The 14,399-nt window shown below is 65.5% G+C and carries 13 protein-coding genes; 9 read left to right on the forward strand and 4 right to left on the reverse strand.

The genetic code is table 11. The annotated features are described in order from the left end of the window. Positions 1–185 precede the first annotated feature (185 nt). From mpl to R2R70_RS00910, 3 genes are all read left to right on the forward strand, one after another. The gene (gene mpl, locus R2R70_RS00900; RefSeq protein WP_410976982.1) at positions 186–1,628 is read left to right on the forward strand and encodes a UDP-N-acetylmuramate:L-alanyl-gamma-D-glutamyl-meso-diaminopimelate ligase; all 1,443 of its coding nucleotides are present in this window, start codon (positions 186–188) and stop codon (positions 1,626–1,628) included. Next, the gene (locus tag R2R70_RS00905) at positions 1,625–2,278 is read left to right on the forward strand and encodes a flavin prenyltransferase UbiX (RefSeq protein WP_215823969.1); all 654 of its coding nucleotides are present in this window, start codon (positions 1,625–1,627) and stop codon (positions 2,276–2,278) included. Before mpl ends, R2R70_RS00905 begins: the two co-directional genes overlap by 4 nt. 85 nt (positions 2,279–2,363) lie before the next feature. Further along, positions 2,364–2,993, forward strand: a complete 630-nt coding sequence (locus R2R70_RS00910; RefSeq protein ID WP_410976983.1) for a LysE family translocator — start codon at positions 2,364–2,366, stop codon at positions 2,991–2,993. Positions 2,994–3,102: 109 nt separating this feature from the next. Here the strand turns inward: R2R70_RS00910 and R2R70_RS00915 are convergent, their stop codons facing one another. From R2R70_RS00915 to R2R70_RS00930, 4 genes are all read right to left on the reverse strand, one after another. Continuing rightward, positions 3,103–3,981, reverse strand: coding sequence for a DMT family transporter (locus R2R70_RS00915; protein WP_159055782.1), 879 nt, complete (start codon positions 3,979–3,981; stop codon positions 3,103–3,105). Positions 3,982–4,103: 122 nt separating this feature from the next. Beyond that, positions 4,104–5,576 (reverse strand): bifunctional DedA family/phosphatase PAP2 family protein, encoded by a 1,473-nt coding sequence (locus R2R70_RS00920; RefSeq protein ID WP_410976984.1) that lies wholly within the window; start codon positions 5,574–5,576, stop codon positions 4,104–4,106. Then, entirely contained in the window at positions 5,573–6,532 is a 960-nt protein-coding gene (locus R2R70_RS00925) for a diguanylate cyclase domain-containing protein (protein WP_166019248.1), read from the reverse strand. Before R2R70_RS00925 ends, R2R70_RS00920 begins: the two co-directional genes overlap by 4 nt. Beyond that, on the reverse strand, positions 6,532–7,593 hold the full coding sequence (locus R2R70_RS00930) for a hypothetical protein (protein WP_410976985.1): 1,062 nt from the start codon (positions 7,591–7,593) through the stop codon (positions 6,532–6,534). The genes R2R70_RS00925 and R2R70_RS00930 overlap by 1 nt, the downstream gene beginning before the upstream one ends. A gap of 336 nt (positions 7,594–7,929) precedes the next feature. Here R2R70_RS00930 and R2R70_RS00935 point away from each other — a divergent pair, with 336 nt between their 5' ends. From R2R70_RS00935 to rodA, 6 genes are all read left to right on the forward strand, one after another. Beyond that, positions 7,930–9,213, forward strand: coding sequence for a glutamate-5-semialdehyde dehydrogenase (locus tag R2R70_RS00935; RefSeq protein WP_410976986.1), 1,284 nt, complete (start codon positions 7,930–7,932; stop codon positions 9,211–9,213). Between the two features lie 239 nt (positions 9,214–9,452). Then, positions 9,453–10,088: a nicotinate-nucleotide adenylyltransferase gene (gene nadD, locus R2R70_RS00940; RefSeq protein ID WP_410977319.1), complete on the forward strand. Its 636-nt coding sequence runs from the start codon at positions 9,453–9,455 to the stop codon at positions 10,086–10,088. Positions 10,089–10,284: 196 nt separating this feature from the next. Next, complete coding sequence (rsfS, locus tag R2R70_RS00945) at positions 10,285–10,644, forward strand: ribosome silencing factor (RefSeq protein ID WP_043331961.1); 360 nt, start codon at positions 10,285–10,287, stop codon at positions 10,642–10,644. Between the two features lie 145 nt (positions 10,645–10,789). Then, entirely contained in the window at positions 10,790–11,257 is a 468-nt protein-coding gene (gene rlmH / locus R2R70_RS00950; protein ID WP_043331959.1) for a 23S rRNA (pseudouridine(1915)-N(3))-methyltransferase RlmH, read from the forward strand. A gap of 42 nt (positions 11,258–11,299) precedes the next feature. After that, positions 11,300–13,246: a penicillin-binding protein 2 gene (gene mrdA, locus R2R70_RS00955; protein WP_082388120.1), complete on the forward strand. Its 1,947-nt coding sequence runs from the start codon at positions 11,300–11,302 to the stop codon at positions 13,244–13,246. Then, the gene (gene rodA / locus R2R70_RS00960; protein ID WP_043331958.1) at positions 13,236–14,384 is read left to right on the forward strand and encodes a rod shape-determining protein RodA; all 1,149 of its coding nucleotides are present in this window, start codon (positions 13,236–13,238) and stop codon (positions 14,382–14,384) included. Before mrdA ends, rodA begins: the two co-directional genes overlap by 11 nt. Positions 14,385–14,399 lie beyond the last annotated feature (15 nt).

Here is a 14,399-nt window from a genome sequence, read left to right on the forward strand (position 1 = left end):
GTCTCTGCTTCCTTGTCATGGTCTTGAACGGGCTGGCGCTTACCCGCCGCATCATATCCGAAAGACATGACCCCTGCACGACGCCCGAATGCCACTGGGGGTGTCGTCCATCCCTGACAGGCCGCGCGCTACTCGCCGCCTGGCGGGCATGCTAGGCTGCTCGGGCTTCCGGATTGGAGAAACAGATGCACCTTCACGTCATCGGTATTTGCGGTACCTTCATGGGCTCTCTGGCGCTTCTGGCGCGCGCGCGTGGTCATCGCGTCACGGGGAGCGATGCCAACGTCTATCCGCCCATGAGCACACAGCTGGCCGAGGCCGGTATCACCCTGATGGAAGGCTATGCGGCCGACAATCTCGTCCCCGCGCCTGACCTTACGGTGGTCGGCAATGCCGTCTCGCGCGGCAACCCCGAAGTCGAGGCGCTGCTCGAGCGTGGTCTGGCCTATACCTCCGGCCCGCAATGGCTGTGTGACGAGGTGCTGACCGGCCGTCCGGTGATCGCCATCGCCGGCACCCACGGCAAGACCACCACCGCGACCATGACCGCCTGGATTCTCGAATGTGCGGGTCTCGCGCCGGGCTATCTGATCGGTGGCGTGCCGCCGCAGCTGGGCGATTCCGCGCGTATCGGCGATCCCCGGGCGCCCTTCGTGGTCGAGGCCGATGAATACGACACGGCCTTCTTCGACAAGCGCTCCAAGTTCGTGCATTACCGGCCGCGCATCGCCGTGCTCAACAATCTCGAGTTCGATCACGCCGACATCTTCCCGGATCTCGCCGCCATCGAGCGTCAGTTCCACCACCTGGTGCGCACCGTGCCGGCAGGCGGCAAGCTGGTGGTCGCGGCGGACGCCGTCGCCGGTGCCGAGGCGCTGGAGCGCGTGCTGGATCAAGGCTGCTGGACGCCGGTGACGCGCTTCGGCGATGAGAGCGGCATCGAGAATGCCGGTGGCGACTGGCGCTATCGCCTGATCAGTGCCGACGGCAGCCACTTCGCACTGGCACCGCCGTTTGATGACTCAGGCGAGACGGATCGCTTCGTCGAGTGCCGGTGGGCGATGCGTGGGCGCCACAACGTGGCCAATGCCTGCGCCGCCGTGGCCGCGGCCGTCGAATGCGGCGTGAGTCTTGCGGTGGCACTGGAGGCGCTCGCACGCTTCGCGCCGCCCAGGCGTCGCCAGGAGCTGCGTGGTGAGGTGGCAGGCGTCAAGGTCATCGATGACTTCGCGCACCACCCGACCGCCATCGCCACTACGCTCGAGGGCCTGGCGCCGGGCGTGGCGGCCGAAGGGCAGGGCGGTCGCCTGTGGGCGGTGATCGAACCGCGCTCCAACACCATGAAGCTCGGCACCATGAAGGCGCGTCTGCCGGCTTCAGTGACCGCGGCCGACCGCGTCAGCTGGTTCGCGGGCCCCAGCCTTGGCTGGTCATTGGAGGAGACGGTCAGCGAGTGCCGCGCGCTCGGCGTGGAGGCGGAGGTCGAGCAGGACCTCGATGCCCTGATCGCGAAGATCGCCAATCAATCCCGCGCCGGCGACTGGGTGGTCGTGATGTCCAATGGCGGCTTCGGCGGTATCCACGAGCGCCTTCTTGCGGCGCTGGCAGCACGTGAAGGTGAAGCATGAAGACGCAAGCGACAGCCCCAGAGGGCGAGTTCAAGTCGGCGGTCACCGTCGCGCTGACCGGGGCCTCCGGTGCCCAGTACGGCCTGCGCCTGATCGAGTGTCTGGTCGCGGCCGGTCATGAAGTGATGGTGATGGTCTCCAAGGCGGCGCACATGGTGATCGCTACCGAGACCGACGAGGAGCTGCCGGCGCGCCCGGCGCGTCTCACCGAGGTGCTCACGCAGCGCTACGCCGCCAGGCCCGGCCAGATTCGCTGCTTCGGGCGCGAGGACTGGATGGCCCCGGTGGCCTCCGGCTCCGGCGCGCCGAGCGCCATGGTGGTGTGCCCGTGTTCCACCGGCTCACTGTCCGCGATCGCGACCGGGGCCAGCAACAACCTGATCGAGCGCGCCGCCGACGTGGCCCTCAAGGAGCGCCGCACGCTGATTCTGGTGCCGCGCGAGACGCCGTTCTCGGCCATCCATCTCGAACACATGCTGAGTCTGACGCGCATGGGTGCCGTCATCCTGCCCGCCGCGCCCGGCTTCTATCATCGTCCGCAGACCCTCGATGACATGATCGATTTCATCGTCGCGCGCATTCTCAACCAGCTGGGAATCTCGCATACGCTGATGCCGCGCTGGGGCGAGGGGCATGTCAGCGGCGATTGAGGGGCGGTCAGTCGATCCGCTCGGGTGAGAGCTTGTCAGAGGCATCCCTCTGGCACTGCATCAGACTGTGCAAGGAGAGCAGGGAATGCTGAATTGGTCATTGTTGTCGGTGTTCGTGCCGACATTCTTTCTGGTCTCGCTGACGCCGGGCATGTGCATGACGCTGGCGATGACCCTGGGCATGACCCAGGGCGTCAAGCGCACTTTGTGGATGATGGTGGGCGAACTGCTGGGCGTCGGGCTGGTGGCGGTGTCGGCGGTGATCGGCGTCGCGACCATCATGCTGCGCTATCCGATGGTGTTCTCGGCCTTCAAGCTGGCGGGGGGCGCCTACCTGGCCTGGCTGGGGATCCAGATGTGGCGCTCACGTGGCCGCCTGGCCCTGGGGGTAGCAGGGGAGGATGCGGCGGCACCGCGCGCCGCGCGGCGTGCTCTGGCGGCACAGGGCTTCGTCACCGCAATCGCCAATCCCAAGGGCTGGGCGTTCTTCATCGCGCTGTTGCCGCCATTTCTGGATGCCAGCCTGCCGCTGGCGCCGCAGCTGATCGCGCTGGTCGGCATCATCCTGACGCTGGAATTTACCTGCCTGCTGCTCTACGCCGGCGGTGGCAGCAGCCTGGCGCGCTGGCTGGGGCGTGGCTCGCGTGTGCGCCTGATGAACCGCGTGGCCGGCACGCTGATGATCGGCGTGGGAATCTGGCTCGCGACCGGTTGAAGTCGGCATGAATAAGCCAGGCATTGCAGCTTGTGAACACATCAAGGCCCGCCATTGGCGGGTCTTGATGTGTTCAGGGGCGCGGCTTTGGTTTAGCTGCGGCGCTGATTCAGCTGCGACGCAGGGTCTCAAGTGCTGCCGCCGCCACGATGAAGCTGCCGCCGACCAGCGTCAGCCAGGTGGGCACCTCGCCGAGAATCAACCACGCCAGCAGCACGCCGTAGACGGGTTGCAGGCAGCCGATCATGCCGACGGTCTTGGCCTTGAGGCCGCCGAGGGCGAAGGTCATCAGTGCATGCGGCGCAGCCGTGAAGACGATGGCCAGCACCAGCATGGCGATCCCCGTCGAGGGGCTGGCATCCATGATCTCGCCGGAGACGAACGGCAGCGTCAGCACCACGACACCCAGCGCCTGCAGGCTCATCGACAGCACGGGATTGAGGTGGCTGAGACGGTAGCGCACCAGCAGATTGCGCGCCGCGAACAACAGGCCCGAGAACACGCCCCATAACACTCCCGCCAGGCTGTCGCCCTGCGCGCTGCTGTCGCCGCCGGGGACGAGCAGCCAGACACCGATGCAGACCAGCCCAGCTGCCGCCAGGTCCTTCGCTTTCAGGCGCGTGCCTTCCACCCAGGGCTCCAGCAGCACGATGAAGATGGGATAGGTGAACAGCGCCAGCATGCCGGTGGCCACGGAAGACACCTGCATCGAGTGAAAGTAGCTCACCCAGTGCGCGGCCATCAGCGCGGCGGCGATGCCCAGCAAGGCCCAGTCGCGCCCGCTCAGACGCAGCGAGACATGCCACTTCAGGCGTGCCAGCCACAGCAGGAACAGCCCCGCCAGCAGGCTGCGCCAGGTGGTGATATCGAGCGCCGAGAGGGGCACGCCTTTCGAGAACAACGCCGTACCGCCGAGCAGCGCGATGCCGAGATGAATCGACATCAGTGCCTGGGGCTGGTTGGAGGGAGGGGCAGCAGGGCCGGGCATGAGGTTCCTCGTCATCAGGGGATAGTGATAAAGCCGCCATCTCAGGCGGCTCATCGGTTTACAGCGTTATCGCGGCAACGTTATCGCGACGGCCTGAGAGGCAGCAGTCTGATCGCGACAGACTAGAGCGGCAGCCAGACGAAGCGTGCCGCCAACAGCAGCAGGCTCGCCATGCTCAACCACAGCAGCGGGGCTGGCGATTCCAGGGGGGCAGAGGGCTGGCGCACGAAGGCGGGATAGCTGATGCGCACCAGCGCACAGACCAGCAGACCCACGCAGGCACCGCCCAGCACATCACTGAGGTAATGGACGCCAAGCGTGATGCGTGACAGGCCGACGAGCGTACAGGCGGCGATGGCTGCCCAGTAGATCCAGCGACGTCGCGAGGAGGGCTGGCGCTCGGCGATGAAGGCGGCGGCCAGCCCGAACACTGCCACGCTGCCGGCGGCATGGGCGCTGGGAAACGACATCGATCCTTCCAGGAAGGCGGGGGTATCCGGACGCGGGCGCTGGATCAGGTGCTTGAGCACGGTATTGGCGCTGGCGATGCCCAGCCAGGCGGCCGTCAGATGCAACCACACCGCATGGCGGCCCTTGAGCAGCAGCCATACCAGCCACGGAGCCACGAGCGCCGCCAGGCCGGTACCATCGGCGAGGCGAGACAGCACGAGGCTTGCCTCGCGCAGCCAGTCCGCGGGCATCAGTGAGGTGAGGCTTGCGGCCAGTGAGGCGGCCACGCGGTCGATCCACCACGGCTCGGGATGGGCCAGCACCGCCAGGCTCATGGCGGGCACGCTGATCACCGCGAAGATCAGCAGCGCCATCGAGGCGAGCGGAAACTCGCCCTCGGGGTCGGGATGACGCAGCTGCCACCACAGACGCCGCCCGGAAGGGCTGCGACGCATGCGACGAGCCAGCCAATGATAGAGGCGGCCCTCGCGGCCTAGCTGACGACGCAGGAAGGAGAAGGCGAAGGCACAGGCGATCAGGCCGCTGGCCAGGCCGACCAGCAGGCCGTCGGCCCCTTCCGGCAGGGTGAACAGTGACTGCCAGGTCTGGCCCAGCAGATAGCCCGGCAGCAGGTAGGCCGGTGCCCAGGCCAGTGCCGAGAGGCCATTGACCAGGAAGAAGCGCGCCGGCGGCATGTCGAGCATGCCGGCGACCAGCGGGATGATCGGGCGTACCGGGCCGACGAAGCGTCCGAAGGCGATCGACCAGCTGCCGTGGCGATGAAAGAACTGCTGGCCGTGCTCGATCCACTCGGGATGGCGCGAGAAGGGCCAGCGGCCGGGCAGTTGATCGCGATAGCGGATGCCCAGCCAGAAGCTCACGCCATCGCCGATGATGGCGCCCAGCGCCCCGGCGGCCAGCAGTATCGGCAGCGAGAGTTCGAGGTGGCCGGCCAGTGAGGCGCCGGCGGTGAGAATGACCACGCCCGGCACCAGCAGGCCGATGATGGCGAGAGATTCAAGCAGTGAGACCAGGCCGATGACGGCGACAAGGGCTGCCGGGTGATCGCTCAGCGTGGTCATCAGGGTGTCGATCATCACACTGGGGTTCAGCCAATGCAGCAGTGACGCAAGGGTGTCGCTCATTCATTGAGATCCATCAGGGCAAGCTGGCTGGCCAGCAGGCGTTGCTCGAGTTTCTGGGTGGTGTCATCGGCCTTGTACGTCACCAGGCGCGCGCGGGCAATGATGGAGCCGGTTTCCGGCTGTGTAGCCGCTGCCAGCGCCGCGGTCAGGCGCTCGCGCATGATCAGCGCTCCCGCCTCGCCGGTATTGGGCAGCATCAGCCAGAAGGACGACTTGTCGCTGCGACACAGCAGGTCGCCCTGGCGCGAGACCTCCTGCATCACGTCGCAGGCCATTGCCAGGCATTCGACGCGCCTGTCCTCGCCGAACTGCTCGCCGAGCATGTCCAGTTGCGGCAGATAGACGACCAGAATGCTGAACGGTTGGTCCAGTGCCCGCGCACGCGCCGCCTCACTGATCAGCCGTTGCTGGCCGGTGCGGGCGTTGAAGGCATTGCACTCGGTTTCCTCGCTGGCGGTCAGGCTCATGACACCCGCCTGCAGGCTGTTGATGACGAACGGCTGGCTGGCCACCAGCAGCAGACACAGGTAGCGCAGTACCTCGCCGAAGTTGTCTTCCTGCTGGCCCAATAGCCATAGCCACAGCGGTGCCAGCACCAGATTGAGCAACATTGCCGGCGCCAGGGGCAACAGCAGCAATGTCAGCACGCTGGGCAGCCCCAACCACAGCGACATGCCCGGGTAGGTGCCCGGCGCCTCGAGTGCCAGCATCAGATAGCTGGCGATCAGCGTCAGATAGGAAGGCAGCGGCTGCTCATCATCGAGGTGATTGAGGCCGGCGGCAATCGCCATCAGCAAGGTGGCCAGCACCGGCGTCAGGATATGCTCGAAATCGCCCACCAGGTAGCGCCACAGGGCGTAGGTGGCGATCACCGCGGCGGCCAGCAGCATGATCAGTGTCTTGCGATTGGCGAGTTCGCGACGCTCGCGATGGGCCAGGCTGTGCAGAGGAGACATCAGTGATCATTTCCCCGCGACGGTGCCACGGCGACCTTGTCTGCCGCGCTGGCCGGTTTGAGGGTGTCTCGCCCATGGTCTGACGGGGCATCGTCTGTCGAGGCGTAGTCTGACGGGGCGTTGTCTGTCGAGGTTTCATCTGACGAGGCATCAGCATCGGCAGGCTTGCGAGGCAGTGGCGGCAGCAGGGTGATCGGCTGCGGTTCATCGCTCAGGTGGGCGCTGAGGCGCTTGAGGTCCAGCGCATTGGGGTCGCTGTCGTTGAGAGGCTGCACGCGGGCGCGGATCGGCATCGCGAGATGCTCGATCAACTGGCGACGGCGCAGACTGGCCATGCGCTCGCCGCGGGTGACCAGCAGGACGGCCAGTGCCCCGTCATCGAGCTGGTAGCGGGTCTCATGCGGCAGCGCGGCACTGTCGAGGGTGTTCATCAGGCGACGATTGGCCAGACGACCGGTATTGACCGGTGCGAGCAGGATCAATTCGATATGGATGTCCTCGCGATCGGCACGGGCAATTTCCCGCGGCAGGTCGCGCATCAGCTGGTATTGTGACCAGATCGCGCGGTTGGAATCACGCCGACCACGCCGCTCCAGCTGCATCCAGACCTGCTGCTGGCGTCGCCCACCGATGGCACCGAGCGCCATCAGGGTCGCGGTGATGCCGATGCCCAGACTCAGCCAGTCGCTGCCCAGCTGAGCTAGCGCCAGCCAGGTGGTGACCAGCCCGATCAGTGCGCAGGCCGGTGCCAGCCAGCGCGGGCGCGGATAGAGCAGCAGGACGGCAAAGCCCCACAGCCACATCAGGTGCTGTTGCGGGGCCAGCAGTACCAGCGCACTCATGATCAGCGCGACGCTGAGCATCACCAGCGTGCGGAACCAGCGCAGGGTGAACAGCTCGTGGGCGAGAGAGACCACCAGCAACATCGTGCCGCCCACCGCCAGCAACAGGGCAGTGAGCGTCAGGCCGATACTGATCTGTCGTGCCGCTTCCAGCAGCAGCAATACAGAGCCGAGCAGACAGACGAACTGACTGATACGGACTTTGAACTTGATCTCCATGGTGACTTATATTGGCACCTTTGCCGTGGATGGCGCGAAATCGGCCGAATTCCCTGGCCGAACGGTCTGTGACGTGGGCATTGCCTGCACGTTTGCAAGATGCGACGGTGCTCCGATCATGCAACGTCGTCTGCAATAATGGCAGCATACCCCAAACGGCGAGTGACAAAAGTGTCTACGCCTCTGAGGCTTTCACATACGACCACCACATCAGGCCTTCACGTCAGGGCTGTACGTCAGGGCTTCATGGCGAGGCTTCTCTGGGGAATGCCCTCGCGGGGCCCGGCCGATGATGAAATGAGCACGTGGACACTGACAACCAGCGAGATTAGGCACATGAGTGAGCAGGGCAAGCACGACACCACGGACGTCGTGGCGTACATGAATCGTCTGGGGCACGCAGCGCGCGCGGCAAGCGTCGTGATGCGTCGCGTCGACAGCGGCATCAAGAATCGTGCTCTGCAGACCATGGCACGTCTGATCGATGAGCGTCGCGAGACACTGGAAGAGGCCAATGCCGAGGACCTGGCGCGTGCACGCGCCAATGGGCTCTCGGAGGCGATGGTCGATCGTCTCGCGCTGACGCCGGCGCGTATCGACGGCATGATCGAAGGGCTCGAGCAGGTCGCGGCGCTGCCGGACCCGGTCGGCGAGGTCGATGGTCTGCGCTCGCGTCCGAGCGGCATTCAGGTCGGCCACATGCGCGTGCCGCTGGGCGTGATCGGCATCATCTTCGAGTCACGCCCCAACGTGACCATCGAGGCGGCCAGCCTGTGCCTGAAGTCCGGCAATGCCTGCATCCTGCGCGGTGGCTCCGAGGCCGCGTCCAGCAACCGTGCGCTGAGCGAGATCATCAGCGAGGCGTTGGTGCTCTCCGAACTGCCGGCCACGGCAGTGCAGGTCGTCGCCACCACGGACCGCGCCGCGGTCGGTGAGCTGATCGCGATGCCCGAGTTCGTCGATGTCATCATTCCGCGCGGTGGCAAGAGCCTCATCTCGCGTATCTCGCGTGATGCGCGCGTGCCGGTCATCAAGCACCTCGATGGCATCTGCCACGTCTATATCGATGCCACGGCTGACCTGGCGATGGCGGTCCGGATCGCCGAGAACGCCAAGACCCACCGCTACGGCACCTGCAACACCATGGAGACCCTGCTGGTCGATGCGCCGGTTGCCGCCGAGGTCCTGCCGCGTATCGCCGAGCGTCTGGCGGCACATGAAGTCGAAATTCGCGGTTGCGAGCGCACCTGCGAAGTGCTGCCGCAGGCCGTGGCCGCCAGTGCGGAAGACTGGGACACCGAATACCTGGCGCCGATTCTGGCGATTCGCGTCGTGGATGGCGTCGATGAGGCGATGGCGCATATCGAGCGTCACAGCTCCGGGCACACCGAGGCCATCATCACCGAGAACTATGCGCTGGCGCGCCGCTTCATGGCGGAAGTCGATTCCAGCTCGGTGATGGTCAACGCCTCCACCCGCTTCGCCGATGGCTTCGAATATGGCCTGGGCGCCGAGATCGGCATCTCCACCGACAAGCTGCATGCGCGTGGCCCGGTCGGGCTTGAGGGCCTGACGACCCGCAAGTACATCGTGTTCGGTGATGGGCAGATTCGCCAGTGAAGGACCAGGTCTCACCCGCCGAGGATCAGGTCGCGCCCGAGCAGACCTTGACGAACGAGCAGGCCCTGTCGCCCGAGGCGCTGGAGGATACCCAGCGTCCCTTGAATGCCGATGGTCTCGCGCAGGAGCGTGAGGCCGTGCATCACGGCACCGAGTCGGCACATGACTCGCGCTCAAGGACTGACACGGCAGCGGAGCCGGGCTTCGAGGGCTGCCTCGGCCCGGTACCGCGTGTCGCCATGCTCGGCGGTACCTTCGACCCCATCCATCACGGCCATCTGCGCAGTGCCATCGAGCTGCGCGAAGCGCTGGGGCTGGACCATGTGCTGCTGGTGCCTTCGCATCAGCCGCCGCATCGCGCCGCGCCCGGCGTCAGCAGTGACCAGCGGCTGGCGATGCTGGAAGCCGCGATAGAGGCAGAGCCGGGCCTCAAGGCCGATGGGCGTGAGCTGCTGCGCGATGGGCCTTCCTACAGTGCCGACACCCTGGCCAGTCTGCGTGCCGAATATGGCCCGCAGGCGCGGCTGGTGATGGCCATCGGCCATGACGCCTTCCTCAAGCTCGGGGAGTGGCATGCCGCCGATCGTCTGTTTGATGATGCCCATGTGGTGGTGATCGAGCGGCCGGACCATGATGCACCGCTGCCCCGGGCGCTCGAAGCGTTGATCCAGGGGCGCGAGGTCGACTCGGTGGCGGCCTTGATGGCGCGCCCGGGTGGCCATCTGTTGCGCCTGTCGCTGCCGACACGCATGGCCATCAGTGCCACCTTCGTGCGCGAGCGCCTCGCGCTGGGTGACAGCGTGCGCTACCTGCTGCCGGAAGCGGTGATCCGTCATATCGAGGCGCATGGCCTCTATTGTCCGTCATCAGCCTGAGCCCATCATCGAGCTGAGCGTTGTGGCTCTGAACGTCTTGTCGCGTGCGAGCGTGGCATCATGAGAGGGGCGCCACTGCCGCGATCCCGCATCGCCGTGCGTGGCGCCCCTTTGGCGAGTAAATGACGATGCCCATAGGCGCGCGCATCGCCAACGGGTAGAATGCGCCCCCTGCCGAACAAACTCCCGAGGAATCATGCAGACCGAAGCTCTTAAAAACCTGGTTGTCGACGCCCTTGAAGAACTCAAGGCCCAGGAAATCAGCGAGATCAATGTCTCCAAGCTGACCAGCGTCACCGATGTGATGGTGATCGCGACCGGTACGTCCAGCCGCCATATCTCCGCGCTGGCCAACAACGTGCAGGTCACCGTGAAAGAAGCCGGCGTCAAGCCGCTGGGCTGTGAAGGCGACAACGGCTCCGACTGGGTGCTGCTGGATCTGGGCGATGTCGTCGTCCACGTCATGCTGGCCGAAACCCGTGCCCTGTACGACCTCGAGCGCCTGTGGAGCGATCTGCCCCGCGAAACGCGTGAAGAGTACGAGCAGAGCCACTGATCCTGCCAGCCTGACCCGACGGGTTGCTCGTCGGGGCATGCCAACCGCGCGTTACGTCCTTGCCGGTCGCGATGTCGCGGGCAGGGAGTATCCGATGGAAGGACTGCGGGCTCGCCCGTCGTTCTGACACAGCACGGGACAGGACATGAAGATCCGAGTTTTGGCGGTCGGGCAGAAGATGCCGGACTGGGTGGAGAAGGGTAGCCGGGAATATCTCAAGCGCATGCCGCGGGATTTTTCGCTTGAGTTCATCGAGCTGGCGCCCGGCAATCGCGGCAAGAATGCGGACATCGCCCGTGCCATGGCCAGTGAAGGCGACCGGATGCTTGAAAAACTCAAGGGAAATGAACATGTTGTCGCCCTTGATGTCCTAGGTAAGGCCTGGAGTACCGAGCAGCTTGCCCAGCATGCCGATGATTGGCGGCTGGGAGGGCGAGACGTGGCCATCCTCATCGGTGGTCCGGATGGGCTCGACCCACGCCTGCTGGCACGTGCCGATCAGCGCTGGTCGCTCTCGGCACTGACGCTGCCGCACCCCCTGGTGCGCATCGTGCTGGCGGAACAGCTTTACCGCGCCTGGACATTGCTGGTCGGGCACCCCTATCACCGGTAAGCGCCTGCCGCTTGCGACACGACACTGGTTGCGAGACCCGCCATGCGCCAACGCCGGGCGACGATAAAGAATCCTCAACAGGAAGTGCGGATCTTTCGCCTTCGCAGCATCGTGGCTGCCGGCCTTGTGCTGGTGCTGGCCGGGTGTCTGCTGGCGCGGCTGCTCTTCCTGCAGGTCGTGGAACACGACATCTATACGACGCGCTCGGACAAGAACCGTGTGCGTGTCGAGCCCTTGCCGCCTACGCGCGGTTTGATCTATGACCGCAATGGTCAGCTGCTCGCCGAAAACCGCCCCAACTACAATCTCACCATCGTGCGCGAACGCGCCGGTGATCTCGAGACGACGCTTGAGCGCCTGGTCGAGATTCTCGATCTGCCGCCCGATGAAGTCGAAGACTTCAAGGAACGCTCGCGTCAGCGTCAACGCCCCTACCAGCCCGCCCTGTTGATGAGTGAATTGAGTCAGGAGCAGATCGCGCGCCTGGCCGTCAATCGCTATCGTCTGCCCGGCGTCGAGGTCGAGGCGCAGCTGCTGCGCTACTACCCGGACGCCAAGCCGCTGTCGCATACCCTGGGGTATGTGGGGCGCATCAATCAGGCCGAGCTCAAGACCCTCGACAAGGGCAACTATTCGGGCACCCACTTCATCGGCAAGACCGGTATCGAGCGCTTCTATGAAGAGGAGCTGCACGGTCAGGCGGGCCTGCGCAAGGTGGAAACCAATGCGCGGGGCCGCGTGCTGCGTGAGCTGTCGCGGATCGATCCGGTGCCGGGCAAGGACCTGACGCTGACCATCGACCGCGGCCTGCAGGATCTCGCCTATCGGCTGCTCAAGGGGCGACGTGGTGCCATCGTGGCCATCGAGCCCGAGACGGGCGACATCCTGGCGATGGCCTCCGTGCCGGGCTTCAACTCCAATGAGTTCGTCACCGGCATCAGCGTCAAGAGCTATCGCGCGCTGCAGAATGATATCGACCTGCCGCTGTTCAATCGTGCCATTCGCGGCCAGTACCCGCCGGCCTCGACCGTGAAGCCCTTCATGTCGCTGGCGGGGCTGGAGAACGGTGCCATCACCACCAGCACCACCTTCTACGACCCCGGCTATTTCCAGCTGCCCAATGACAGCCACAAGTATCGCAACTGGCTGCGCTGGGGGCATGGGCGCGTCAACATGCGGCGTGGCATTGCGGTGTCCAATGACACCTTCTTCTACAACGTCGCCTACCGCCTGGGGATCGACCGCATCAGCGAGTACATGCACAAGTTCGGCTTCGGTGAGCAGACGGCGCTGGACGTGCAGGGCGCGCTGCCCGGCCTGATGCCGTCCAAGGAATGGAAGCGCAATCGCTACGACAAGCCCTGGTACCCCGGCGAGACCATCTCCATCGGTATCGGTCAGGGCTACTGGCTTGCCACGCCGTTGCAGCTCGCCTCGGCGGAGGCCGTGCTGGCCAATCGCGGCAGACACGTGACGCCTCACCTGGCCAAGCGCATCGGTGACGAGACGGTGTTGCTGCCCCGTAGCGAGGAAAAGCCGGATGTGGTGCTGGACAATCCGGCGTGGTGGGACGATGTCATCGCCGCCCTCGAGGACGTGGTCAGCGGGCGAGAAGGCACGGCGCGCAAGTATGTTGGGCCCGGCCTCAAGTACCGCATGGCCGGCAAGTCCGGTACCGCCCAGGTCTTCACCCTCGGACAGGACCAGAAATACAACGGCAAGGAGCTCGCGGAGCGTCTGCGTGACCACGCCCTGTTCGCCGCCTTTGCGCCGGTCGAGCACCCGGAGATAGCCGTCTCCGTGGTGATCGAGAATGGCCAGGGCGGCAGCTCCGTGGCGGGCCCGATGGCGCGCGCCGTCACTGATTACTGGCTGTTGCCGCGCATTGACCCCGAGGCGCGGGAGGCGGCGCTCACGCTGGCTGCCGCTCTGGCACCCCCGGAGGCACCGGCGGGCGAGGGTGAGCAAGGAGAGAACGATGCCGACTGATTATCAGCGCTCGATGCGTGGTGTAGGCGGGGACCTCAGTCATCGCCGCCGCACCAGCCTGTGGGAGCGTATCCACCTCGACCCCTGGCTGTTGCTGTTGCTGCTGGCCGTGCTCGGCTGCGGGCTGATCGTGCTCTACAGCGCCAGCGGCCAGGATATCGACTTCACGCTGCGCCAGGCCTCACGCCAGGCGCTGGCACTGGTGATCATGATCGGACTCGCCCAGCTGTCACCCGCGACCCTTTACCGCTGGGCGCCGGTCGCCTATGGCGCCGGCTTCCTGATGCTAGTGGCGGTGGAGGTGCTCGGGGATGTCGGCATGGGCGCCCAGCGCTGGCTGGTCATCCCCGGGGTGGTGCGCTTCCAGCCCTCGGAGCTGATGAAGCTGGCGATGCCGATGATGGTCGCCTGCTGGCTCGGGCAGCGCCCGCTGCCCCCTCGCTGGCGAGACTTGGCCATCTGCGCCGTGATCATCGTCGCGCCGGTGCTGCTGATCGCGCGCCAGCCAGACCTCGGCACCTCGTTGCTGGTCGCCGCGGCGGGCGTGTTCGTGATCCTGCTGGCGGGGCTTTCCTGGAAGCTGATCGCCTTCTTCGGCGCCTTGATCGCCTCGGCATTGCCGCTTCTGTGGATGGTGATGCACGACTATCAACGCCGCCGTGTGCTGACATTCCTCAATCCGGAGTCTGACCCGCTCGGCGCGGGCTGGAACATCATCCAGTCCAAGACGGCCATCGGCTCGGGCGGCATCTTCGGCAAGGGCTATACCCTGGGGACCCAGTCCCAGCTCGAGTTTCTGCCGGAGCGCCATACCGACTTCATCGTCGCGGTCATCGGGGAGGAATTCGGCCTGATCGGCATGAGCTTCTTCCTGGGGCTCTACGTGCTGATCGTGCTGCGCGGGCTGGTGATGTCCAACAATGGCCAGGACAGTTTTGCACGGCTGACGGGGGGCGCGATCATCCTGACGTTCTTCGTCTACGTCTTCGTCAACATCGGCATGGTATCGGGTATCTTGCCGGTCGTTGGCGTCCCGTTGCCGCTGGTCAGTTATGGTGGGACCTCCAGCGTGACCTTGCTGGCAGGCTTCGGTATTCTCATGAGCATTCATACCCACCGGCGCCTATTGTCGCGATGACGTGGCGGCCAGTTG

Source organism: Cobetia sp. SIMBA_158, assembly GCF_046566945.1.
GTDB classification, from domain to species: domain Bacteria; phylum Pseudomonadota; class Gammaproteobacteria; order Pseudomonadales; family Halomonadaceae; genus Cobetia; species Cobetia amphilecti.

Excerpts from the sequence above, each read along its gene's own strand:
- mpl (WP_410976982.1), top strand. The coding sequence starts at position 186 with ATGCACCTTCACGTCATCGGTATTTGCGGTACCTTCATGGGCTCTCTG.
- R2R70_RS00905 (WP_215823969.1), top strand. The coding sequence starts at position 1,625 with ATGAAGACGCAAGCGACAGCCCCAGAGGGCGAGTTCAAGTCGGCGGTC.
- R2R70_RS00910 (WP_410976983.1), top strand. The coding sequence starts at position 2,364 with ATGCTGAATTGGTCATTGTTGTCGGTGTTCGTGCCGACATTCTTTCTG.
- R2R70_RS00915 (WP_159055782.1), bottom strand. The coding sequence starts at position 3,981 with ATGCCCGGCCCTGCTGCCCCTCCCTCCAACCAGCCCCAGGCACTGATG.
- R2R70_RS00920 (WP_410976984.1), bottom strand. The coding sequence starts at position 5,576 with ATGAGCGACACCCTTGCGTCACTGCTGCATTGGCTGAACCCCAGTGTG.
- R2R70_RS00925 (WP_166019248.1), bottom strand. The coding sequence starts at position 6,532 with ATGTCTCCTCTGCACAGCCTGGCCCATCGCGAGCGTCGCGAACTCGCC.
- R2R70_RS00930 (WP_410976985.1), bottom strand. The coding sequence starts at position 7,593 with ATGGAGATCAAGTTCAAAGTCCGTATCAGTCAGTTCGTCTGTCTGCTC.
- R2R70_RS00935 (WP_410976986.1), top strand. The coding sequence starts at position 7,930 with ATGAGTGAGCAGGGCAAGCACGACACCACGGACGTCGTGGCGTACATG.
- nadD (WP_410977319.1), top strand. The coding sequence starts at position 9,453 with ATGCTCGGCGGTACCTTCGACCCCATCCATCACGGCCATCTGCGCAGT.
- rsfS (WP_043331961.1), top strand. The coding sequence starts at position 10,285 with ATGCAGACCGAAGCTCTTAAAAACCTGGTTGTCGACGCCCTTGAAGAA.
- rlmH (WP_043331959.1), top strand. The coding sequence starts at position 10,790 with ATGAAGATCCGAGTTTTGGCGGTCGGGCAGAAGATGCCGGACTGGGTG.
- mrdA (WP_082388120.1), top strand. The coding sequence starts at position 11,300 with ATGCGCCAACGCCGGGCGACGATAAAGAATCCTCAACAGGAAGTGCGG.
- rodA (WP_043331958.1), top strand. The coding sequence starts at position 13,236 with ATGCCGACTGATTATCAGCGCTCGATGCGTGGTGTAGGCGGGGACCTC.